Below are 19,008 nucleotides of genomic sequence, written 5' to 3'. Positions count from 1 at the left end.
AAGCTAAACATATTATTTTGAAGTATTAATGGATGGTATTGCATCGATTGCAATGTATAGATCACCATGATCCCAGCTATTTCTATGACTACCATCATTACCTTCAGGGCTTATTGCAAAATCCAAAATATCACCTTTAGAAACAGTAATGCGGCGAGTTTTAGTGTTGCCTTTAAAATCATCTTTGAGAATTAATTGCTGATTGATTAGCTTACCATTTAAATAAAATTTTCCAGTAAAACCATTTCCTTGGCTATAGGTTATTTTATGTGTTAACCACCTAATTTCTAACATTCCATTGTACATGCTAACCCAACGCCTAACCGGCCAATGTTCGTTTGTTCTAATACCATAAGGGCCGCTAGGAATAAAGTTATTTTTTCCTATTTCCAAATAAGGAGCACCACTCTTACTTAAGTCCCACTTATCTCCAGTCCAATACTGTGTTGCAAATGGTATAAATTCAGAAGGTAAGAAGATTTTATCTTTATCATTTTCATAGTCAAAATACCCATAGTACCAACCATTTTGACCTTGTTCTCCTATCACAGACCAGTCTTTTTTAGAGTCAGCTAAGTTAATTGGTTGAGTTGATTGATTTTTTGCTCTTTCAACAGCACTGATTGAAATGTAAAGATCCCCATGGTCCCAACTATTGCGGTGGCTTCCATCAAGTCCTTCAGGACTAATCGCAAAGTCTAAAACATCCCCTTCAGTAACACTTAGACGATGTGTTTTTGAGTTACCTTTAAAGTCATCCTTTAGCACAACTTGCTGATCATACAGCTTACTATTAAGATAAAATTTTCCAGTAAAGCCATTACCTTTATCATAAGTAATTTTATGTGTTAACCAGGTTACTTCAATGATTCCTGTATAAGGACTAACCCAACGCCTAACCGGCCAATGTTCGTTTGTTCTATTACCATAAGGGCCGCTAGGAATAAAGTTATTTTTTCCTATTTCCAAATAAGGAGCACCACTCTTACTTAAGTCCCACTTATCTCCAGTCCAATATTGACTTTCTAGTTGAGTAAAATCACCTTGCTGAAATTGTTTATCTTCATCTTTTTCATAATCGAAGTAGCCATAATACCAGCCACGCTTTCCTTGCTCACCGTTTGTTGGCCAATCTTGTTTGGAATCTGCAATAACTCTTAATTCCTTAACAACTTCTTTTTTAACTGGGTTACGCCCTAATACAAGCTCTTGTTCAGTGGTAAACCCATCATTATCTAAGTCAAGTTTAGATTCATTTTTTAATGGGTCAGTGTTATTATTTAACTCCCAAGAATCACTTAAACCATCATTATCAGTATCATCACTTTCAAACGAAGTACCTAGTTCCTTCTCTCTTTCATTCGATATTCCATCACCATCGTAGTCATCAATACTCACAATATTTATTTGCGTATTAGGATCGCTAATAGTTTGTGATAGCAGTTTTCCAGTATTAGAGTATTCATAGCTAATTAATTTGCCAGGCTCAGAGATGATTACCGGAAATGAGTATTGATAATGCCATTGCGTAGTAATAGTGCGTGCTTGTGGAGTACCTGCGGCTTCGGTTTTTTCGGTGACTAAACCACGGTCATTATATTGGTAAGTGGTTTTAACCCCTTGCCAGTCAGTTTTAGATTTTAATAAGCCATTGTCAAAATACTCATACTCCTTATTAGCCGCTGCACAATTGGCTGAAGTATGACCTTCTACTTTGGTTACATTAAACACACCATGGTAATTTTTAAAATAATACGTAGTTTTTTTACCGAGCGGATTAGTTACAGTGGTTTGTTGATCACCGTAAATAAGGCTATAACGCTCTTTACCATTAGCCAGTTCACTAACTATCGCACGTCCTTTATCATCATATTCCCATACGAGTGAACGCACTCCACGTCGATCGGTAACACTGGTTAAGTGATTTGGAAATTGCTCATTTTCATAGTGAAAGCGGCGGGTTTTATCACCAGGATAGGTGACGGTAGTTAAACGTTTTTGCTCATCATACTGGTAACTCACTTGATAATTATTATTTAACTGCGCTTCAATTAACTGCTGCGCTTCATTAAATGTCAGAACAAGTGTATTGCCATTATTATCTGCAACCGTGGTTGTATGACCTTGATACTGGTATAGTAAAGCTCTACCATCCAACCATTGTTGCTTAGTGATTTTTCCGCTCTCATTAAACCAGGCTTGACGGTTGTTACTAAATGTTACCAGCCATTTTGAGTCAGCTTCATCAATCGCTTTTAATTGGTGGAAAACATCGGCGTCGCTTTGCCAACCGTTGTCTGTTTGAACAAAGTTATAAACTTTGCCATCACCTAAATGGAGTGATATTTGGTTGCCGAAAATATATAGCTTGGTTTCAAAGTTAAATCGCCAATAACCCAAACTACTGTTATAGGTCCGAATTAAAGGTAAAACACCCACTATATCAGTGTCCACATGATACATATTGCCTGTCGCAATTCGGATAGGCTCACCTTCACTTGGGTTTTTGGTACAATCACCGGCACCATTTTCTTTGGGGCCCATTGGTGCTTCTAAGATTTTAAAACACTCTTTGTTTCCTTGCTTATTTGTGCGCATTTTAAAGTCATCAGGACATTCTAATTTACGTGAACGGCTGACAAATATCGTTTCACCATCACCTGCTTTATCACATGCACCTGAAGAAGAATGTTTATAGCCATTTACTCGAAATCGTTGGCCACTTGATAATTCATGGCCATTTTCATACGTTAGCTCGGCTCCATTACAATTATAGGTTTTAGCCACCTCTCCCCAGCCTGGAAGGCTTGGTCTATCTACTCCACATAAATTATCAACCTTTTGAGTAAAGGCCATCGCCAGCTCAACATAGTTGCTGTCAGTGATAGGACCGCTACCACGGCAACCATTAGAGGAGGTCCAAGTACCACCTTTTACTTCACACCAAGCAGCCACACGATAAAGGTAAGAACCGGTATTATCACAAAGCCTATAACCCCATTTAGATAAACTCGGAGAAATACATAGAGCCTTCCCACCATTTTTTATACAATCACTATCCTCTACAGCACTGACCGGAAAACTAAACCCACCCAGCAATAAAAATATTGAAAAAGCCAGAAGGCCTTTACTTTTCAAAGACTTTAAAACTGATAACCGCATGAAGTAATAACCTAAATAGAACTCTGAAACTTGTGTTGTGAACAATTGCGTTTGATGGCAAGCCAGCTGCTTTGCTATTCACAAAATCGTGCAAATTTTACGCAGAATAAGATAAATATCAAATTTAATTCGCGTATATTAATTTCAGTGATCGACAATCCTATCAATTATAAATGTGAGTGATTATGGGTCGGTAATTACGTAGAAAATACCATGCAAGAAAGCTTGACAATGATCGCGAGAAATGAGGTAAGAAAAGAAAGCTAACCCAATATTGGGCCTGCTATATGGTGTGGCTATAGACAAGACTAAACACGGTTACTTACAGCTCAATAGTAACCGAAGCAGGTTGGAACAGCATAAGGTATGCCCTTATGACAATAGTAGATTGTTGAGTTGTAATTATAGATTTATGTTTTTTGTTGTGGCGTTCAGAAACGTAATAAAACTAGATATAAGTTGCTTCAGCTCTATATTCTCCATTAATACTTTTTGATATTCTTGTTGGCTAACCGTTTCCCCTTTATTTGATAATAACTGATCATACTCAAGCTTTCTCCAAGGTCTAAACTCAGGCATTTTTCATCCTTATATATGCTGGAAAGGTTCATTGAACTGCTGGTTACAACGCAGCAAAACAAAGCTTAAATATACAATAAAAATAAGAGCTGTGCACTATTTTTTAAAGAAAAAATACAACAGTTTTTACATTAAAATCTACTTTTTATTTTTACCTAATTTGACATCTTTTTACCTGGATTTACCTTATTTGATAATTCTTTATATAATCAATATTTCTATAAAGTTTGATCCTTATTATAATTAGTATTTTCTAATGTATATATTAGGGCACTTCATGTCATGAGCCTGTTTTTTATGGTTGGTTCTGGTATCGGTTTGGAGCTATACAAGGTGAAGCTTTTTCAAACTGAAAAGTAGAGTTCAGCTGAGTGGGGTAGGGGATAGATTGTTAGACAATAGATCAAAAGACAAGAAGCCTAAATTTTAACCACGACAGGTGTTACCTATCGCGAAACCCCAGAATGTCTGCAATATGCACCTTGTAGCCCAGGATTCATAAGGGGGTATAATGGCTATAATGGGTGTAGGACAAGAGGGTGCTTTTTTAAATAAAATCAATAGGTTATGCTTGACCATAGGATATATATGGGGTTGTGGGGGTCGGAGGTTCGAATCCTCTCACTCCGACCATTTTTATTCTTTAAATTCAATAACTTACATCCTATCTGCAATTAAGAATCATTCTTCTTTAAGTATAAATTAAGTATATTTTAAGTAAATAACACCAGATTCTACCCCTGTTTTTAGAAGCCAGTTGTAGTGTAATTTGTTTGCCAATCCAATTTATCATGCGATAGATACAAAAGCTGCATATTCCTTTTCATTCTAAAATCGGACAAAGCACATTAGTGCAACACAAGTTGGAAAAAGATGAATAGAAGCTGTGTAAAAGGGTAGTTACTAGAATTTTCACACCTCTATGGCAATCAAATTTGCAAAACAGTTAATATATTGGTTGGGAATTACTTTACTATTAAGTTACATAAATGTAACATTTCTTGCGGCATCTTCAATTTGACTCATCCTTATTAACAGATTTTACGTTATTCGTTATTACATTCCTTGATGGAAAAATATTAACTGGGAAACCTATGCTTACAAAGTTATCGAAAATAAGGACTTATATAGCTGTTATTATTCCAGCTTTATTAGCATTTAGTAATTCACATGGATCAACGGTTCATCCTGTTGATGTCCTGGTTCTTTATACTGATGCAGCAAAAACATTCTTAGATAAAAAGTCTATTAAGGTTGAAGATGAAATAAATGGTTACATAACGTTTTCAAATGAAGTATTTAAAAGAAGCCAAGTCAATATGCAGTACAATCTTGTTTATCAAGGCTATGCTGACTGGCTAAGCTCTATAAAAGAATCATCATCAAGTAATCTTGGAAAAGTTGTTAATGATCAACGCGTTCACCAATTAAGAAGCTACTTTGGTGCTGACCTGGTAGTAGTTTTAACTAAATCAAGCTACCAGGGTGGTATTGCTAGAGGAGTTGATACTACACGTCGAGAAGTCCTTGATGGTGAATTTGATTTACGACATAAAATATCTCCATTTGCTTTGGTAGGCGTAAGTCCTTCAAAGGGAGTAGATGCAGGGTCAGAGGAACAACAAAGATACCAAGCAAAAGCTAACTTTCTTCATGAGGTTGGCCATGCAATGGGATTGGGACATGACTTTGAGACAGATTTTTACTACTTGGATACATCTTTTACTGATGCTATTGAAAAAAAAGCAGAAGAACAACGAAAAAAATATCTTGAAGAAAACAATTTATTGAGCTTTGTAGAGTTTAGCCTGAAAGATGAGTATCAAGGTGCTAAATATGAAAAAATACTTGAGCTGTATAATAAATATTTAATAAAACATAATGCTAGATCTGAAGAGAGCTTTCAAAGAGAGTTAGTTGAGGAGTACATAGGCGGAATTTATAAATATTCAACTGGATTTAAGATATATAAAAATGAAAAGTCATATGGCACAATAATGTCTTATGCCCAAAATCTTCCTTATTTTTCTAATCCAAACATTAAGTGTTCTTCTGAAGATTTAAGTGAAACTGGTATTGTATGTGGATCTGCAGATGATAATGCAGCAAAGTCATTAAATTTATCAGCTCCATCAATAAGTAATTTCTGCTCAGCTTCTAAACGGGATAGATCTGATTTATCCATGAACTTTGAATTGGTTAAGTTGATACCTGAAAGTGAAGCTGAAACCATAGATTTTGATTTTAATCATGCTTATTACAATGAGTTCAGTTCTAAAGATCAGTTTGGTATTTATCCGTGGAATAAAACAGGTATATTAAATTTTGACACAGAAAATAAGCAAGTAGTTGATGATGAAGGTAACTCTAGTACAGAGAAAACGAATGTACTAACAGTTCAAGATAGCAAGTATTTTCCTGCGGTAGGCTTTGAATTGAGTTGTGTAGCAGAGAAGAAAAAGGTATTTGCAATTGGTGCATCTGTGAAGTCAGCAAAACCAGGTAAGTCTACATTATGGCTTTATTATGAGCTAGCGGCTTTAGATCTAGAAACTGATACACAGGTAAAAAAATGGCTAAAGCTTGATGAAAAAGATACTAATAACAAGCAATTTACTGACCTAGAGGCAGGGATTAGGCTACCTGACAATATCACTGTGGTTAGGTTAGCAATCACAAGTACTGATGATAATACACTTATTATTGACTCATTGGCTGTAGCAAAAGAGAAGTAGTACTTCGTTAGTTTATCAAGTCTATGAGCCCCTTTACTGGGGCTCTTTGCTTTTCCATTCAAAATTTAATCCAGCTTCAGCCAACGTCCACCGTGTTTCATGTCCTTGTAAGTAATGCTCTGTCATTTTCTCAGAGGTATGGCCCATCAGTCTTCTAATTGCATCTTTATCATAACCTGCTTGCTCATAAAGATAGCCACCCAGTGATCGTATTTCGTGAAAGGTAGGGCGCTCTCTGGCTTTTAACTCCTTAAATAAATTAGTTTTATCTCGCACTTCAGAGAATGCCCGGCTAAGATAATCCCGCTTGATAGCGGTCCAGTGGTCATTACGTCGATGGCTGCTACTGCGCCTGTCAGGGTTTCGGTGAACAATGTAGGGGCTACGTATGCCACTCTCTCTTGCTCGTTTAATAACTGCACCTAGCTCTTCGCCAATGTTGATGGCCAAGTAGGCTGATTCACCATGCTTTTCTGTCTTCTGTTGTATAACAAAGAGGCGGTTGTTTTTGATGTCCTCAAACTTCATTTTTACAACATCACCTGCACGTTGAAGGGTAATCAATCCAATATCCATAGCATTTTTCAACCATGGGTCTGCTAGTTGGTATATAGCGTGGTATTGCTCAATGGTCATCCGTTGCCGTATTTTTTCAGCTTTTTTATTCATTGTTACTTCAGCGGGGTTGATAGTTAGTAATCCTTTAGTGATACCAAAGCGACAGACTTGAATTAAAATTGATCGATGTTGGCAGTATGAGTCACCTGAAAAACTATTGTCTAGATAGTCAGCAACTGTTGGCACTGTAAGCTCTTTCAATGGCAGCTTTCCAATATCCCTGGCAATGCGATTTAATCGGTACTCTGAATTCAATAAGCTGCGAGGCTTAAGGTTGCGAGTAGGTAAATACTCTTTTTTAAACCTATCAATTAACAGCTCAACATTAGCTGCATCGGAGTCCATCACATGAGCGACCAGCATACACTGGCCATCAAGCCTAATATTCAACTGACGAGCCGCAGCTTGTGCTTTGGCTCGATTCTTACCCATGGGGTGGTACTTTCCAGTAAGGGGGTGCTTGTACCGGAAGTAGTCATTTTTAGGTCCATAGGTATATAAGTTAGGCTCTAGCCCTAGATTTTTCCTACTTCTTTTGCGTGGCGGCATAATTACAAACCATTTAATACTTTATCAACCAGCTCATTACCAGTCATACTCTTTTCAATATCTGCTTCAATGTACCAAGTGTTGCCTATTTTAGTGGCGGGTAATTTACCTTCACGACACAAGCGGTTTACCGTGCTAATAGAGGGCGCACCTGAAATAAATCGGGTTGCAATCCAATCTTTAATTGATAATAAATTAGGTTTTTTTATCATAAATAACTACCTTTATATTTGTTGTTTGTTGTAAAAACCTCAAGTCACTACGCCAAAATAAGTTTGATTATTACTCCTTTTAAAGTCTGTTTCTGTTTCATCGCGAAGTATAATTACATGTTTAGGTGCACTAACACTTAGCTTTGCCTGCCCCATTGACTTAGATAAACTCTCCCTATTGCTAGGGTAGGAGTAAACAGTTATTTCATGATCAAGCTTAAAGGGGTGTCCAAACTCAACCTCTTTGATACTAAGATGCCCGCGGTGAATAGTGGTGAGCGTAACACCACCCACTGTCCTCGCTCGCAGTATCAGTCGATAATCACCAATCTTTAGCGACTCACCAACTCGACGCGTTACAGTCAACATTACCTTACCTCTATATGAATTAAATACAGTACACCTTTAAACTGGCCAGGCAGGGATTGATTACTAGCATTAAATCCAGCTTTTAAGCATTGGTATTGCTTCTCGCTTATCCTTATATAAGCAGGTGGCTCACCCTTGCCAGTTTCAAAATAATCAATAAATTTATATATTTGTTTAACTAGCTTTTGAGTATTTGAATTTAGCAACTCAATATTGAAACTATCGTTTATTGGCTCCATTTGAGTCATATTCCATCATATTAACAATTACCTGGTTGGCTATACCTGCCGATTGATCGAGTACAAACTCAACAATCGCTACATCAATTTCATCGGCATCTTTAGGGTGATGTTTGAATACCCTGGCTCTTGGCTTCCATGGCTGCAAACCTATCATGAGAATTGCCCTATTATTTATTTTCAGCTTTCAATCTTGCTAATCGATTCTGTAAAATCACTTCAACAACAGCAACCACCTCGCTTGCTTCGCTACTATCAACCTGTATAGAGCCGTAGTTCGTTTGAATGGAAAAACCTTGTTTCATATCAGGTACTTGCTTTGCTAAAGAATATTCAACTCTATTTACTTCACTTTTCTTATCGGCTTTCTGCTTAGCTTTCATTGCTAGTTGTTGAATAATACTCATAAGTTCACTCCTTACATATTGACTACATGTATTAGGCGGCTTTTGCTGTTCTTATTTCTTTTAGCCCTGCTTGAACAGATTTAATTATTCTGCATAAATATTGATAATCAGGGTTGGGAACTTCAGGTAAATTGTATATCCAGTCATCATCTCCATATAATTGACTTATTAGCCCATAGTTTTCCTGATACATATCCAATCGTTCAATGTCTTCGAATAGTTCTTTAGCTTCGCGACTGCTTATTTCTTTATTTCTTCGCATTTTAATAACACGTTGTTTTGCATCAGCTTGTAAATCTTCTCCCTCTGCTACTTTTGTTGATCGTTCTCCTGATAAGTTGCTAATTAAGTAGTCTTCATCGCATCGTATAAAAAATTCGGCAATTGTTCCTCCCATACCAGGCCAGTATGATGACCAAGATTTCCCATAACACTCTATAGTTATCTTGCCTTTGCCTAGCTCAAAGTCTTCTAGAAACACTGTAATAGGATCAAGTCGCTCTAAATCTGTTAATTTAATTTTGGTCACTTTGCTTTGTTCAACTTTCATAGCTAAATCCTTTTTTAAGACAATAAGATGCCGTGGCTCAAAATTGAGCATTAGATAATATTTATTAATTAGCTTAAAAAGTTGCTGGTTCTACAAATAACTTATGCAAGGTTTTATCAAGCAAGTACCTCATACGACAACGTAAACTATCATGGACTGCTAATTTAGCTTGATACTCCTCTGTTATTTTATCCCACATCAAATCGGCTTCTGTTTTTCTTCTCCTTAGTTGCTGACTATGAATTATTTCATTCTGAGATAATCGGGTAACCATAGATTTTATGCTGCCACCTTTGAATTGTTTTCGATCCCGCCACATGCTGTTATTGCATGATTAACTATTTCACTGATTGTTTGTCGAATAATATAAGTGTCAACAATTATCTGATGTGTTTGGTCATTGATTTCAGCAGGTGTATGCTCTGTAATAAACTGATCCTTATGTTGAATCTTCTTTACTCTCAACTGATTATCCAGCACAAAGCTATAGTTTTCGTTATACAGAGATATTTCCTTTACAACTCTATCTTCACTGAGCTTGATAATATCGGCGTCATACAAATCTTGTTTACGACAAGTAATCGAGCCAAACTCATCTTTTAATACACAGTAGTTACACGTTTCATAAGAGGTATCTGTGCTATGACCTTCAAATAACCAAGTTTTCATTACATCACTTAATGGGTGTTTAACAGTAATCAGCGATGAACTAAGGCCAATAACCTCTCTTAAAAGCCCAATAATTGATTCACAATGTGACGGCTTAACACTATCAATAACCAGCCAATTATTTTCAGCATCAACATATACGTCAGTGTAGGTAGTTGTCGAAAATGCCTGTGGCATTAATTCCGATCTAATCCGCTCTTTAATCTGGAAAATCTCTTTTTTGGAAGGCGTCTTGTCTTGTTGTGCTTCAAATTCTTCTTTAGCTTCATATACCAGTTGACTAATCGTTGAAGCCGGTATTTTCTTTTCATCATGTCGAACACGAAATAAAGCAAAGCGATCACCAGGAATAACTAAACTATCCCCATCAATAGCCACAAACCCTAAACTAAACTCTTGCAGTTTACCGCAAGGTTTAAACTCAGCATCACGCAAACCACCAATTAACTGCTCTACAATATAATCAGCATTAGTTTTTAGGCGATATACAGTTGCGTTTTTAAACATAGCTCGTCTCCTTTTATATTATTGTCTAACGGCAAATACTCTGGTCGTCTTCCAGTCCGTTGTACTATGCGGACTTGTCTGGGTTTATCAGGGTTATCATTCACTACCAAAGGCACGCTATTCACAACAAATACAGCCAATAACATCATCACCATCGGTGAAGCATTAAGTGTGACGATTTTTAGCCGTATTAACTCGGCTACCAGGTGCGCTCGATTAGCAGTTTTAAGCTTGTAATGTACGTTTTTTATTCTGTTGCTAACGGTGCCAGGCTCTACACCTTGTTCGCGGGCTATAACTTTGTCCGTCTTGCCAGACAATAAGCCTAAGCAATATTTGGTTTCACGCGGTGCAAGGTGTGGATTGTCTAAATGCGCTTGCCAGTGTCCATCAATAGTAATCATTATCTCAGCCGTCCTTAGCTCTAAAATATATTTAATTTAAAATAAGCATATTTTAGTTTTGCTTAAGCTTTAAATTGAATTTTGTGATTGATTGATGGTAGTTAATAGTTTTTTTGAATTGAAATGAGGCTTTCCGGGTGAGTGCTGGAGAGAGAAGAAGAGGTAGGGGGGTGAGCTTATGGCTTTCTATTGGTTGCTATATCTACTACTGTACGTAAAATTTGTACATCTTCATCTGTAAGTTTGTCACGAACAAGTAGGCTATTTAGGTCCATTAGCACTTGCATTTTTGTTTGATAGGTTTCGGCTTTAGTTTTTGAATCAATATAGTCGTCCTCTTCAACATAACTAATACGCTCTTCATAGTTAGTCAGACTAATTGAATCATCAAGAAACCAGTCAGTGTCTACTTCTAAAACTTCACTAAGTTTTTTTAGTACTTTCTTGCGGGGTACTACTCTTGTTTCAGGATTTTTTGCTTCCCATTGAGCTACTGCTCCATGGCTAACTCCGCAGAAACTGGCTACTTCACGCTGTGTTAAGTCTAACTCTCTTCTGCGTGCTCTTAGTTTTTGCCAAAGTTCTGCCATAAAATTTAGTTCTCAACTAAGCTTGATCTAACAAAAGTTTAGATATAGGATTGCTTTAATAACAAAAAAGCCGGACTCCCTTAGTAGAGAGGTCCGGCATCATAATAAACCCTTATCAACACTAACACTAGTGCTTGAGAGGCACCCTTACGCCTAAAGTACGGGTTTGAGTGTTAAAGGAGACGGAAACACCCGGCTCTCTAAGTAATAGCGCTCATGTTGTGTAAAAACTATACCGAGTTTCTGTTTAGCTGTCATTGAAACTAACTGAACTGGCTACTTATACAGTATCCAAAAGGAGAGCTGATATGGAAGTAGTGAAAATGAATCCACAGTGTATCTATCCAAAATCTCAATCTGGGTAATTTAGCCGTAATTAATTAACTGGGCTTAAAGCTCAATAAAATTTATTAAATCCTAATTTAGTAGCTAGCAATTAATTGTATTTTGCTGGCAGGGTATTTTTACGCTTTAAAATTGGAGAGTAAGAATAAATGGAAGTTACTTTTACTACAAAAATAATTGGTCATATATCTGATCATGAATTAGCAAATGTATTATTTGATCGAGCGTCAAAAATTGAGCAGAACATAATGAGACAGGGTGAGTTCTTTACTGATTTAGAAGGTAATACTTACCGCCATTATTATTACAGTTACGAACCTATTGAGTTAGTTAGCTCAAACTCAGATGTGGCAGCACTAATCGATGCTCACAACGCACTGAGCCAGATCAAAAGGACTTTTGAAAAATACAAGTATTCAAAAGAAGAGATAGAACAGCTAAAGAAAATCTTATTTGTAGTTAAGGACTAAATTTTAGGCATAAAAAAACTGCTTTACCCGACCAAGAGAAGCAGTTTTTTTAACAACCAAAGGATGTAAATATTATGCAGAAAACTGCCGAAAAAATCAACGTTTACACAGTGTTTCGGGAGGGTTATTTATGAGTGTGCAAGCGATAGCTTGGGCGTTTTCCCTCTCAAAACTCGAACCCAATAAAAAAATAGTGTTATTGGCGTTAGCAGATAATGCTAACGACCAAGGTTACTGCTGGCCATCAATGGATACAATAGCCGAAAAAACATCATTATCTCGCTCAACAGTCAAACGACATATCAAGTCTTTAGCAGAATTAGATTTATTAACAAAATTTGAGCGAGCTTCAGCCAGTGGTGCAACCACATCCAATCATTTTTATTTACATGTGGGCTGCCAAATTAATTTAGATAACTCCTCTGAAGCCGAAGAAAATGAGGGGGATCAAAATGACCCGCCCTCAAGTAATGGGGGAGTTCAAAATGAACTACCTGAAAATATAGGGGGTTCACCAGTGAACCGGGAGGGGTGCACTAGTGACCTGGGGAGGGGTTCACCTGTGACCCCCAAACCATCATTAGAATCATCATATACAACTACAACAAACACGCGCGAGGTCAAAAATTCAGAGCCTGATGTTTTTCAAAAAAAATACGAAACTCGAATAAAACCCCAAGGTAACCCCATGACTGAAAACTGGGAACCTGACTGGAAGCGAGTGAAAGCCAGTTTAATTCGGGCAGGCATTAACCCTGACTTTGCTAACTTAAAATTCGATGAATTTAAACTCTACTGGATTAGCCGTGGTGATTTACATCCAGCTTGGACAGCCCGTTTTATACAACACCTGATAGACCAATGGCCTCGTCACCAAAGGCAGCAAGAGCTTAACCAAGCTTTGGATCAAAAAACCGAGCAGCAAGTACAAAACATCAAGCAAGAAACCAAAACCCTTGTCAACAACGCGCCTAAGAAACCAGTCGACCTTGATGATGAGAGCTGGGCTGATGATATGGAGATATTTAAATGAAACGCATCAACGAAATAACACAACGCTTTCAGCCTGGTCAGACACCTGCTCAACCTAAATTCACAGCGGAAGATAAACAAATAGCGATCAAGTTAATTAACTATGTTTTTCAAAAACTCAAAGGCTGCTGTACAGCCTGGAAACACACATACCCTGATAACGAATCGCTTAACCTGGCAAAGCAAGAATGGTTAACCGGGTTTATTGAAAACGGCATCAGCACCGATTTTCAAATACATTACGGTCTGAAAAACGTGCGCAAGCAAGGCAAGGCGTTTGTACCCACCATCGGTGATTTTATTAAATTCTGCCAACCTAAGCTTGAAGAACTGGGATTACCCGAGGCTGAAGTTGCCTACCGTGAAGCTTGCCGCCACAGCCACGAACCATTAAAAGCCAAATGGTCACACCAAGCCGTATACGAAGCAGCAAAGCAAACCGGTTTCTTTGAGTTAAAGTCAATGGCAGAAAAACACATACTGCCGGTATTCACCAGAAACTACGACATTATCACTAAAAAAATACTGAAGGGTGAGCCCATCAGCGATATACCCAAAGCCTTACCTGGCCAAGTACAACAAACCATCGCTGAACGCAATAAGGCTTACCACGACCAACAGCAACAACAATCAATTCAACAAGCAGGTTTAAGCCATTTAAACAATAAGACAGATGCAATGGCGGCCATCAAAGGAATGTTAAACAGAGGAGCTCAATAATGGCTGATTTTAAACGCGAAAAACGATACTACGTACTGAAATTATCTGACATTCAGCATTTAAGTAGAGATGATCACGCAAAGCTTCTAAGTATTGGAGTAAAAGCCGATCAATTCCGCCAGCAACATGGCAAGCAAGACTTAGAGTGTGTAGTTGTTGAAAGCGACTGGCCTGAATACGAAATTGTATGGTCACTAATTGAAGCCAGAGAAACAGCCAAATCAGAAGTACAAAAGCTCAAAAGTATATTTCACCGTCTTCGTAATGAAACTGAAAAAGCTGCTCATGCTTACGCAGTTGCTTGTGATGTAGGCCCAGAAAGATTATTTGCTTTTGAGGTCTACGACAGAATTCGTCATGTAATCAGGAAGTTTTATTAAAAAAAGCACTGCTTCGTCAACGCTGTTTAGGGGTAGTGAGTAAAACGAAGCAATGCACACGGGGGCTACCGTGCAATCAGTATGACCCTAGCCAATTAAAGAAGTTCACCGCTAACGACTTATATCAAATACCGCAAAGGTAATTTATGAATAAGAACGCACATAACGCACTATGCCAGATAGCTAAACGCTGGTTACTCAACACAGTAGGCTGCTCCTTTGCTTTCTCTGAATTAAGAGCAAGAGCATTAACCTCTGAAGAACCTGATGCTATTGGCTGGAAACAGTCAGGTAGCGAATCCTACCTCATTGAAGTCAAAGTAAGTCGTAATGATTTTCATGCAGATAAAAAGAAATTTTTTAGATTAAATCCTGAATTTGGAGTGGGCACTTTCCGATATTTCATGACGCCACCCAAGCTATTAACTGTGGATGACTTACCGCCTGGCTGGGGCTTGCTGGAAGTACAAGGAAAAAAGCGAATTAAAGTTGTGCACGGCTTTCACCCTAAAAAGCGTGATGGCGGCCAAGAGTTTGTCTTTCAAATTAATGCTCAATCCGAGCTGGCAATGATGGCCTCAATGCTTAGGCGAGTAAAACTAAGAATCGGTGACCTACAGGATTTTACATCTAAAGACGTTCTTGATTATGAATCAAGGGTAAATAAATTAAAAAAAGAAATCAGGGAGCTTGAGCAGAAAAAGAAGCAAGCGTGTCAGCTAGTTAATTATGAACAAAATACGTCACAAGTGGAATTACGTGAATACAAGCAGGTATTTTAAATGCTAGGCCGCAGCGTAACCAAAGCACAAAAACAATTTCATGATGCCCTGGCAGAACACGTCGGCTGTATTGCATGCAGAAAAGCAGGCAGCCACAACAACTGGGTATCAATCCACCATATAGACGGCAGAACCAAAGACCATGCCCATTGGTACGTATTACCCCTATGTGCAGGCCACCACCAAGACGGCACTGGTCACCAAGTATTAAAAGGCTGGGCCATCCACCCATACAAAGCCAGATTTGAAAAACGCTACGGCACCCAACACCAGCTATACATCGAATGCCTACACCTACTCGCTAAACATAACTGTCCATTACCCCAGGAACTAATCAAATGGATAAGGGAAACAACATGATAGAAATCAACAAACAACTCATCAAGCAAGTATTCCCCCGCTCAATGTTCAAACAGCTAGCCAGACCCACAGTCAGCCAAACCGCAATAAACGTAAAACCTGGCCAATGGGTATGGGAAGACGGACAGGGCAACACATACAGCCTAGATGGCATAGTCGAATGGCACGCCAATGACAGCCCATTCAACTATGAATACCGCGATGACGTGATGTACCAAGTGTATTTAAGACTAAGCCAATTACACGGATATGAGGTGTAGAGATGCTAATAGGAATAACCGGCAAAGCCCGAGCAGGCAAAGACACCTTTGCTAACTACCTGCAAGAACAACTGCCCGAGTACAACAAATACGCTATAGCTGATCCAATAAAACAGTTTATTAATGATTTATTCTGGAAAGGGTTAAATACCGAGCCATTAAAAGAGCTGGAAATACTAAGCCTGCCTATTCATTTTCTGGTGCTAGAAGATTTTTTAGAACCAATTCTTAAAGCACTCAATATAGATATGAAGCTTAGGGATATGGTTTTACACTTCATCAATGCATTCGGTGCCTACGAAGTAGATGAACAAGAAAGGAGAAGCATCAAAGAGGGATTGCATTACGACTCTGTTATTTACCAAGTTTCTCCAAGAAAAGCCTACCAACTATTCGGCACTGAAGTCTGTCGCCACTTCGACCAAGACTTCTGGTTAAAACCATTAAACCAAACGCAAAACACCATAATCACTGACGTAAGGCTAAACCGAGAAGCTGAATACATTAAAAACCGTGGGGGTGTAATCATAGAGGTAGTCAGAAACAACACCCCACCTGTAGAAAGCCACGTAACTGAAGAAGGCATATCAAAACACCTTATCAATCAAATTGTACTCAACCTGTCGGGTACAACATTAGACCTACAGGAAAAAGCAAAGCAAGTAGCTCATATCTTAATGAGTGATAGACAGGTGGCCTGTAGTTAATGAAGGGGGTGAAGAAACAGAGCCTATTAGAGGAGACCCTGAAACTGCATATCAAAGGGTTAAAGCTGCCCATGCCAATAACAGAATATAAATTCCACCCAACCAGAAAATGGCGCTTTGACTTCGCCTGGCCAGATAAAAAGTTAGCAGTAGAGGTAGAGGGCGGAGGATGGATAAACGGAAGACACAACCGAGGCAAGGGCTTTGCCAACGACATGGAGAAATACCACGAAGCCATGGACCTGGGCTGGAATATATACCGTTGCAACAGTGAGCTAATCCATAGTGGCCGAGCGGTAGAACTTATACAAAAGCTGTTGTCTGCTAGTTGCTACTAGGCGTGCTAGACAGCCTGGGACCGAATAGGAGGACATACACACGACAAACAGAGGACACAACAGGACACAGAAAAAGGCCGCTAATACTTGAGTTAGAGCAGCTAAGACTGAATTTAAAGACAAGAAATACGACAAGCTCAATATACTCATTTGCCGCTAGTAGGCGTGCTAGAGGGGGTGAGACCAGATTTAAAGGAGACAGCATGGTAAAGATAATTCCCTTTAACAAACCCAAGCAGCAACCAAGACAAAAATGTCAGAGCCGTGATAGCAACATATACATCACTAAAGACGGCTCACCCTTCACCAACCCGAAATATAAGGAGGCAGTAAAAAGCATATTAGAAGACGCAAAAAAACTGGGCTGGTAATAACTCACGAGGATGGCATGGCAAAAATAATCCCTTTCAATAACCCCAGAAAACTACAACCCAGACAACAGCAAGAAGACAATAGCTTTATTCCATCAGAGCCAATTAATAAGAATGGTTCACTACTTGAAGACCCGAAGTATCAAGAAGCATTTAAAGCATTATTAGAAAAAGCCAAAAAGCTAGATTGGTAACCAAATACAACAATAAAAGCCTCCTACTTATCGTGCTAGAGAGGCTAAGACCATATTAGTAAGAATGAATAAACCCTTGGAGGAGTGAAGTATGGTAAATGCAAACGTAATGGCATTATTAGCCCATGGCAGTATCAACTACGAAGGTGTACCTGGCGGTACTCCCCAATTAACCGCTGAAGATGTTGCTGGTGCATTGGGTATGGGCAACCTACCACGGGAGGCGTACTTATTAGGACTACTAAAGTATGCAGGTGATAAGACTGTATTGCATGAATTGGATAGATTAGTGCAAGAGTATGTAATTCGTGTGGGGGTGAGGGAAGGTTGGCGCGAACCATGGCCAAAGGAGAAAAAGAAATCGTTATTCTTCTTCCTTCAGTTTTCCAGACAAATGATTAACGAGGTGCTTAACGAAAATATATGTAAGACATGTAATGGCACAGGTATTTATCAGCACAAGTCAGTTACTAGAAAATGTAACTGTAACAATGGCAAAAAAGAGTTAAATAAAAGTGGGCTTGCAAAAAACTGCTGCATTGCTTATAAAAATTGGCACAACACCTGGCATTCCCGTTATTTAGAATGCTTGAAACAATTGCATAAGTGGGATCAGGAAATTAATTATCAACTTTTACGCTATTTATTTTCAAAAAGCAGTTGACTATCGTTATAACTCAGTTATATACTTTTTCCAGAATGTATTTTTGTGTCTAACGGAAATCATTCAAGTATAGAAAGTTTTGAGAAGAAAGCCCTGTTATTTGATGGGGCTTTTTTTATGCCTGCAGAAAACCTCTCCCCTAATAGAAATTACTATGGACACTACTAACCTGTTTACTGGCTCGCTTGTTAGATTAAAATCAGGCGGGCCGGTGATGACTGTTATTAATGTAAACACTTCAACTGTCGAATGCCGTTGGTTTGATGGCGCTACTCCACATAAAGCTGTATTCCCAAAATCTGCTTTAGAGCAAGTTAATTCTTTTTAACCATGAAAATCACTAAACTCGTTGTGCATTGTTCTGATACACCCGACGACCGAGATATATCAGCTGAGGATATCCATCGCTGGCATAAAGAACGGGGGTGGGATGGCATCGGTTATCACAAAGTCATTAAACGTGATGGCACAATAGAAAATGGTAGGCCTGACTATTGGTCCGGTGCTCATGTTAAAAACCACAACAAGCACAGCTTAGGCGTTTGCTTAATTGCTCGAAATACCGTTACTTCCGCTCAACTAGTTAGTTTACACAACGTAATTAATGACTGGTTGTTGAAATATCCAAAAGCTGAAGTGCTTGGCCACTGTGATTTAGACCCTGGCAAAACCTGCCCTAACTTTGATGTGATTAGCTGGTGGAGTGTGGTTAAAGACATAAGGAGATACAGCCAAGGTGGAAATGATAATTAGCTTTAATACTTTACTTGCAACTGTATTTTTGCAAAAGCTATG

General features: G+C 38.5%; 27 protein-coding genes. 15 read left to right on the top strand and 12 right to left on the bottom strand.

Features of this window, described 5'->3' with window-relative positions; all coding sequences use genetic code 11:
• Nucleotides 1-12: 12 nt before the first annotated feature.
• Together OQE68_RS02865 and OQE68_RS02860 are read right to left on the bottom strand one after the other, a co-directional pair.
• The gene (locus OQE68_RS02865) at nucleotides 13-3,162 is read right to left on the bottom strand and encodes an RHS repeat protein (RefSeq protein ID WP_180571633.1); all 3,150 of its coding nucleotides are present in this window, start codon (nucleotides 3,160-3,162) and stop codon (nucleotides 13-15) included.
• A 402-nt stretch (nucleotides 3,163-3,564) separates the two neighbouring features.
• Nucleotides 3,565-3,741 carry a hypothetical protein gene (locus OQE68_RS02860; RefSeq protein WP_180571634.1) on the bottom strand — a complete coding sequence of 59 codons (177 nt, stop codon included), beginning with the start codon at nucleotides 3,739-3,741 and terminating at the stop codon, nucleotides 3,565-3,567.
• 1,094 nt (nucleotides 3,742-4,835) lie between these two features.
• On the opposite strand from OQE68_RS02860, the gene OQE68_RS02855 reads away from it, so the two are divergent.
• On the top strand, nucleotides 4,836-6,476 hold the full coding sequence (locus OQE68_RS02855) for a zinc-dependent metalloprotease family protein (protein ID WP_180571696.1): 1,641 nt from the start codon (nucleotides 4,836-4,838) through the stop codon (nucleotides 6,474-6,476).
• A gap of 33 nt (nucleotides 6,477-6,509) precedes the next feature.
• Here the strand turns inward: OQE68_RS02855 and OQE68_RS02850 are convergent, their stop codons facing one another.
• The 10 genes from OQE68_RS02850 to OQE68_RS02805 form a co-directional block, all read right to left on the bottom strand.
• Entirely contained in the window at nucleotides 6,510-7,643 is a 1,134-nt protein-coding gene (locus tag OQE68_RS02850) for a tyrosine-type recombinase/integrase (RefSeq protein ID WP_180571695.1), read from the bottom strand.
• Nucleotides 7,644-7,645: 2 nt separating this feature from the next.
• Nucleotides 7,646-7,855 carry a helix-turn-helix domain-containing protein gene (locus tag OQE68_RS02845; RefSeq protein WP_163834722.1) on the bottom strand — a complete coding sequence of 70 codons (210 nt, stop codon included), beginning with the start codon at nucleotides 7,853-7,855 and terminating at the stop codon, nucleotides 7,646-7,648.
• Between the two features lie 39 nt (nucleotides 7,856-7,894).
• Nucleotides 7,895-8,224, bottom strand: a complete 330-nt coding sequence (locus tag OQE68_RS02840) for a hypothetical protein (protein ID WP_180571694.1) — start codon at nucleotides 8,222-8,224, stop codon at nucleotides 7,895-7,897.
• A gap of 219 nt (nucleotides 8,225-8,443) precedes the next feature.
• Nucleotides 8,444-8,620, bottom strand: a complete 177-nt coding sequence (locus tag OQE68_RS02835; protein WP_266195481.1) for a hypothetical protein — start codon at nucleotides 8,618-8,620, stop codon at nucleotides 8,444-8,446.
• Nucleotides 8,621-8,633: 13 nt separating this feature from the next.
• Nucleotides 8,634-8,870: a hypothetical protein gene (locus tag OQE68_RS02830; RefSeq protein ID WP_266195480.1), complete on the bottom strand. Its 237-nt coding sequence runs from the start codon at nucleotides 8,868-8,870 to the stop codon at nucleotides 8,634-8,636.
• A gap of 31 nt (nucleotides 8,871-8,901) precedes the next feature.
• Nucleotides 8,902-9,420, bottom strand: a complete 519-nt coding sequence (locus OQE68_RS02825) for a phiTE_072 family protein (RefSeq protein WP_180572165.1) — start codon at nucleotides 9,418-9,420, stop codon at nucleotides 8,902-8,904.
• 73 nt (nucleotides 9,421-9,493) lie between these two features.
• The gene (locus OQE68_RS02820) at nucleotides 9,494-9,694 is read right to left on the bottom strand and encodes a hypothetical protein (RefSeq protein ID WP_266195479.1); all 201 of its coding nucleotides are present in this window, start codon (nucleotides 9,692-9,694) and stop codon (nucleotides 9,494-9,496) included.
• Nucleotides 9,695-9,699: 5 nt separating this feature from the next.
• Nucleotides 9,700-10,596: a recombination-associated protein RdgC gene (locus tag OQE68_RS02815; RefSeq protein ID WP_180571892.1), complete on the bottom strand. Its 897-nt coding sequence runs from the start codon at nucleotides 10,594-10,596 to the stop codon at nucleotides 9,700-9,702.
• Complete coding sequence (locus OQE68_RS02810; RefSeq protein ID WP_266195478.1) at nucleotides 10,566-11,000, bottom strand: helix-turn-helix transcriptional regulator; 435 nt, start codon at nucleotides 10,998-11,000, stop codon at nucleotides 10,566-10,568. Before OQE68_RS02810 ends, OQE68_RS02815 begins: the two co-directional genes overlap by 31 nt.
• A 176-nt stretch (nucleotides 11,001-11,176) precedes the next feature.
• Entirely contained in the window at nucleotides 11,177-11,590 is a 414-nt protein-coding gene (locus OQE68_RS02805; protein ID WP_180572038.1) for a helix-turn-helix domain-containing protein, read from the bottom strand.
• Between the two features lie 494 nt (nucleotides 11,591-12,084).
• On the opposite strand from OQE68_RS02805, the gene OQE68_RS02800 reads away from it, so the two are divergent.
• The 14 genes from OQE68_RS02800 (at nucleotide 12,085) to OQE68_RS02735 (ending at nucleotide 18,966) form a co-directional block, all read left to right on the top strand.
• Nucleotides 12,085-12,405 carry a hypothetical protein gene (locus OQE68_RS02800; RefSeq protein WP_180571825.1) on the top strand — a complete coding sequence of 107 codons (321 nt, stop codon included), beginning with the start codon at nucleotides 12,085-12,087 and terminating at the stop codon, nucleotides 12,403-12,405.
• 130 nt (nucleotides 12,406-12,535) lie between these two features.
• A complete protein-coding gene (locus tag OQE68_RS02795; protein ID WP_180571824.1) occupies nucleotides 12,536-13,438 on the top strand; it encodes a helix-turn-helix domain-containing protein in 903 nt (300 codons plus the stop codon).
• Nucleotides 13,435-14,157 carry a replication protein P gene (locus tag OQE68_RS02790; protein WP_266195477.1) on the top strand — a complete coding sequence of 241 codons (723 nt, stop codon included), beginning with the start codon at nucleotides 13,435-13,437 and terminating at the stop codon, nucleotides 14,155-14,157. The genes OQE68_RS02795 and OQE68_RS02790 overlap by 4 nt, the downstream gene beginning before the upstream one ends.
• Entirely contained in the window at nucleotides 14,157-14,537 is a 381-nt protein-coding gene (locus tag OQE68_RS02785; RefSeq protein WP_266195476.1) for a hypothetical protein, read from the top strand. Before OQE68_RS02790 ends, OQE68_RS02785 begins: the two co-directional genes overlap by 1 nt.
• Nucleotides 14,538-14,683: 146 nt before the next feature.
• On the top strand, nucleotides 14,684-15,319 hold the full coding sequence (locus OQE68_RS02780) for a hypothetical protein (RefSeq protein ID WP_180572000.1): 636 nt from the start codon (nucleotides 14,684-14,686) through the stop codon (nucleotides 15,317-15,319).
• Nucleotides 15,320-15,679 carry a Ref family recombination enhancement nuclease gene (locus OQE68_RS02775; RefSeq protein WP_180572001.1) on the top strand — a complete coding sequence of 120 codons (360 nt, stop codon included), beginning with the start codon at nucleotides 15,320-15,322 and terminating at the stop codon, nucleotides 15,677-15,679.
• The gene (locus OQE68_RS02770; protein ID WP_266195475.1) at nucleotides 15,676-15,939 is read left to right on the top strand and encodes a hypothetical protein; all 264 of its coding nucleotides are present in this window, start codon (nucleotides 15,676-15,678) and stop codon (nucleotides 15,937-15,939) included. The genes OQE68_RS02775 and OQE68_RS02770 overlap by 4 nt, the downstream gene beginning before the upstream one ends.
• Nucleotides 15,940-15,941: 2 nt before the next feature.
• Entirely contained in the window at nucleotides 15,942-16,646 is a 705-nt protein-coding gene (locus OQE68_RS02765) for a deoxynucleotide monophosphate kinase family protein (RefSeq protein WP_266195474.1), read from the top strand.
• Entirely contained in the window at nucleotides 16,646-16,984 is a 339-nt protein-coding gene (locus OQE68_RS02760; protein ID WP_266195473.1) for a putative endonuclease domain-containing protein, read from the top strand. Before OQE68_RS02765 ends, OQE68_RS02760 begins: the two co-directional genes overlap by 1 nt.
• A gap of 203 nt (nucleotides 16,985-17,187) precedes the next feature.
• Nucleotides 17,188-17,355, top strand: coding sequence for a hypothetical protein (locus tag OQE68_RS02755; protein WP_180572122.1), 168 nt, complete (start codon nucleotides 17,188-17,190; stop codon nucleotides 17,353-17,355).
• A 17-nt stretch (nucleotides 17,356-17,372) separates the two neighbouring features.
• Nucleotides 17,373-17,549 (top strand): hypothetical protein, encoded by a 177-nt coding sequence (locus OQE68_RS02750; protein ID WP_180572123.1) that lies wholly within the window; start codon nucleotides 17,373-17,375, stop codon nucleotides 17,547-17,549.
• A 91-nt stretch (nucleotides 17,550-17,640) separates the two neighbouring features.
• Complete coding sequence (locus tag OQE68_RS02745) at nucleotides 17,641-18,213, top strand: hypothetical protein (protein WP_180572170.1); 573 nt, start codon at nucleotides 17,641-17,643, stop codon at nucleotides 18,211-18,213.
• Between the two features lie 154 nt (nucleotides 18,214-18,367).
• Nucleotides 18,368-18,541 (top strand): YodC family protein, encoded by a 174-nt coding sequence (locus OQE68_RS02740; protein ID WP_266195472.1) that lies wholly within the window; start codon nucleotides 18,368-18,370, stop codon nucleotides 18,539-18,541.
• A 2-nt stretch (nucleotides 18,542-18,543) separates the two neighbouring features.
• A complete protein-coding gene (locus OQE68_RS02735; RefSeq protein WP_266195471.1) occupies nucleotides 18,544-18,966 on the top strand; it encodes an N-acetylmuramoyl-L-alanine amidase in 423 nt (140 codons plus the stop codon).
• Nucleotides 18,967-19,008 lie beyond the last annotated feature (42 nt).

This window comes from Spartinivicinus marinus, assembly GCF_026309355.1.
Taxonomy (GTDB): domain Bacteria; phylum Pseudomonadota; class Gammaproteobacteria; order Pseudomonadales; family Zooshikellaceae; genus Spartinivicinus; species Spartinivicinus marinus.
The sequence above is the reverse complement of the archived record's forward strand: the minus strand, read 5'-3'. Positions and strand labels throughout refer to the sequence as shown.

Excerpts from the sequence above, each read along its gene's own strand:
- OQE68_RS02865 (WP_180571633.1), bottom strand. The coding sequence starts at position 3,162 with ATGCGGTTATCAGTTTTAAAGTCTTTGAAAAGTAAAGGCCTTCTGGCT.
- OQE68_RS02860 (WP_180571634.1), bottom strand. The coding sequence starts at position 3,741 with ATGCCTGAGTTTAGACCTTGGAGAAAGCTTGAGTATGATCAGTTATTA.
- OQE68_RS02855 (WP_180571696.1), top strand. The coding sequence starts at position 4,836 with ATGCTTACAAAGTTATCGAAAATAAGGACTTATATAGCTGTTATTATT.
- OQE68_RS02850 (WP_180571695.1), bottom strand. The coding sequence starts at position 7,643 with ATGCCGCCACGCAAAAGAAGTAGGAAAAATCTAGGGCTAGAGCCTAAC.
- OQE68_RS02845 (WP_163834722.1), bottom strand. The coding sequence starts at position 7,855 with ATGATAAAAAAACCTAATTTATTATCAATTAAAGATTGGATTGCAACC.
- OQE68_RS02840 (WP_180571694.1), bottom strand. The coding sequence starts at position 8,224 with ATGTTGACTGTAACGCGTCGAGTTGGTGAGTCGCTAAAGATTGGTGAT.
- OQE68_RS02835 (WP_266195481.1), bottom strand. The coding sequence starts at position 8,620 with ATGATAGGTTTGCAGCCATGGAAGCCAAGAGCCAGGGTATTCAAACAT.
- OQE68_RS02830 (WP_266195480.1), bottom strand. The coding sequence starts at position 8,870 with ATGAGTATTATTCAACAACTAGCAATGAAAGCTAAGCAGAAAGCCGAT.
- OQE68_RS02825 (WP_180572165.1), bottom strand. The coding sequence starts at position 9,420 with ATGAAAGTTGAACAAAGCAAAGTGACCAAAATTAAATTAACAGATTTA.
- OQE68_RS02820 (WP_266195479.1), bottom strand. The coding sequence starts at position 9,694 with ATGGTTACCCGATTATCTCAGAATGAAATAATTCATAGTCAGCAACTA.
- OQE68_RS02815 (WP_180571892.1), bottom strand. The coding sequence starts at position 10,596 with ATGTTTAAAAACGCAACTGTATATCGCCTAAAAACTAATGCTGATTAT.
- OQE68_RS02810 (WP_266195478.1), bottom strand. The coding sequence starts at position 11,000 with ATGATTACTATTGATGGACACTGGCAAGCGCATTTAGACAATCCACAC.
- OQE68_RS02805 (WP_180572038.1), bottom strand. The coding sequence starts at position 11,590 with ATGGCAGAACTTTGGCAAAAACTAAGAGCACGCAGAAGAGAGTTAGAC.
- OQE68_RS02800 (WP_180571825.1), top strand. The coding sequence starts at position 12,085 with ATGGAAGTTACTTTTACTACAAAAATAATTGGTCATATATCTGATCAT.
- OQE68_RS02795 (WP_180571824.1), top strand. The coding sequence starts at position 12,536 with ATGAGTGTGCAAGCGATAGCTTGGGCGTTTTCCCTCTCAAAACTCGAA.
- OQE68_RS02790 (WP_266195477.1), top strand. The coding sequence starts at position 13,435 with ATGAAACGCATCAACGAAATAACACAACGCTTTCAGCCTGGTCAGACA.
- OQE68_RS02785 (WP_266195476.1), top strand. The coding sequence starts at position 14,157 with ATGGCTGATTTTAAACGCGAAAAACGATACTACGTACTGAAATTATCT.
- OQE68_RS02780 (WP_180572000.1), top strand. The coding sequence starts at position 14,684 with ATGAATAAGAACGCACATAACGCACTATGCCAGATAGCTAAACGCTGG.
- OQE68_RS02775 (WP_180572001.1), top strand. The coding sequence starts at position 15,320 with ATGCTAGGCCGCAGCGTAACCAAAGCACAAAAACAATTTCATGATGCC.
- OQE68_RS02770 (WP_266195475.1), top strand. The coding sequence starts at position 15,676 with ATGATAGAAATCAACAAACAACTCATCAAGCAAGTATTCCCCCGCTCA.
- OQE68_RS02765 (WP_266195474.1), top strand. The coding sequence starts at position 15,942 with ATGCTAATAGGAATAACCGGCAAAGCCCGAGCAGGCAAAGACACCTTT.
- OQE68_RS02760 (WP_266195473.1), top strand. The coding sequence starts at position 16,646 with ATGAAGGGGGTGAAGAAACAGAGCCTATTAGAGGAGACCCTGAAACTG.
- OQE68_RS02755 (WP_180572122.1), top strand. The coding sequence starts at position 17,188 with ATGGTAAAGATAATTCCCTTTAACAAACCCAAGCAGCAACCAAGACAA.
- OQE68_RS02750 (WP_180572123.1), top strand. The coding sequence starts at position 17,373 with ATGGCAAAAATAATCCCTTTCAATAACCCCAGAAAACTACAACCCAGA.
- OQE68_RS02745 (WP_180572170.1), top strand. The coding sequence starts at position 17,641 with ATGGTAAATGCAAACGTAATGGCATTATTAGCCCATGGCAGTATCAAC.
- OQE68_RS02740 (WP_266195472.1), top strand. The coding sequence starts at position 18,368 with ATGGACACTACTAACCTGTTTACTGGCTCGCTTGTTAGATTAAAATCA.
- OQE68_RS02735 (WP_266195471.1), top strand. The coding sequence starts at position 18,544 with ATGAAAATCACTAAACTCGTTGTGCATTGTTCTGATACACCCGACGAC.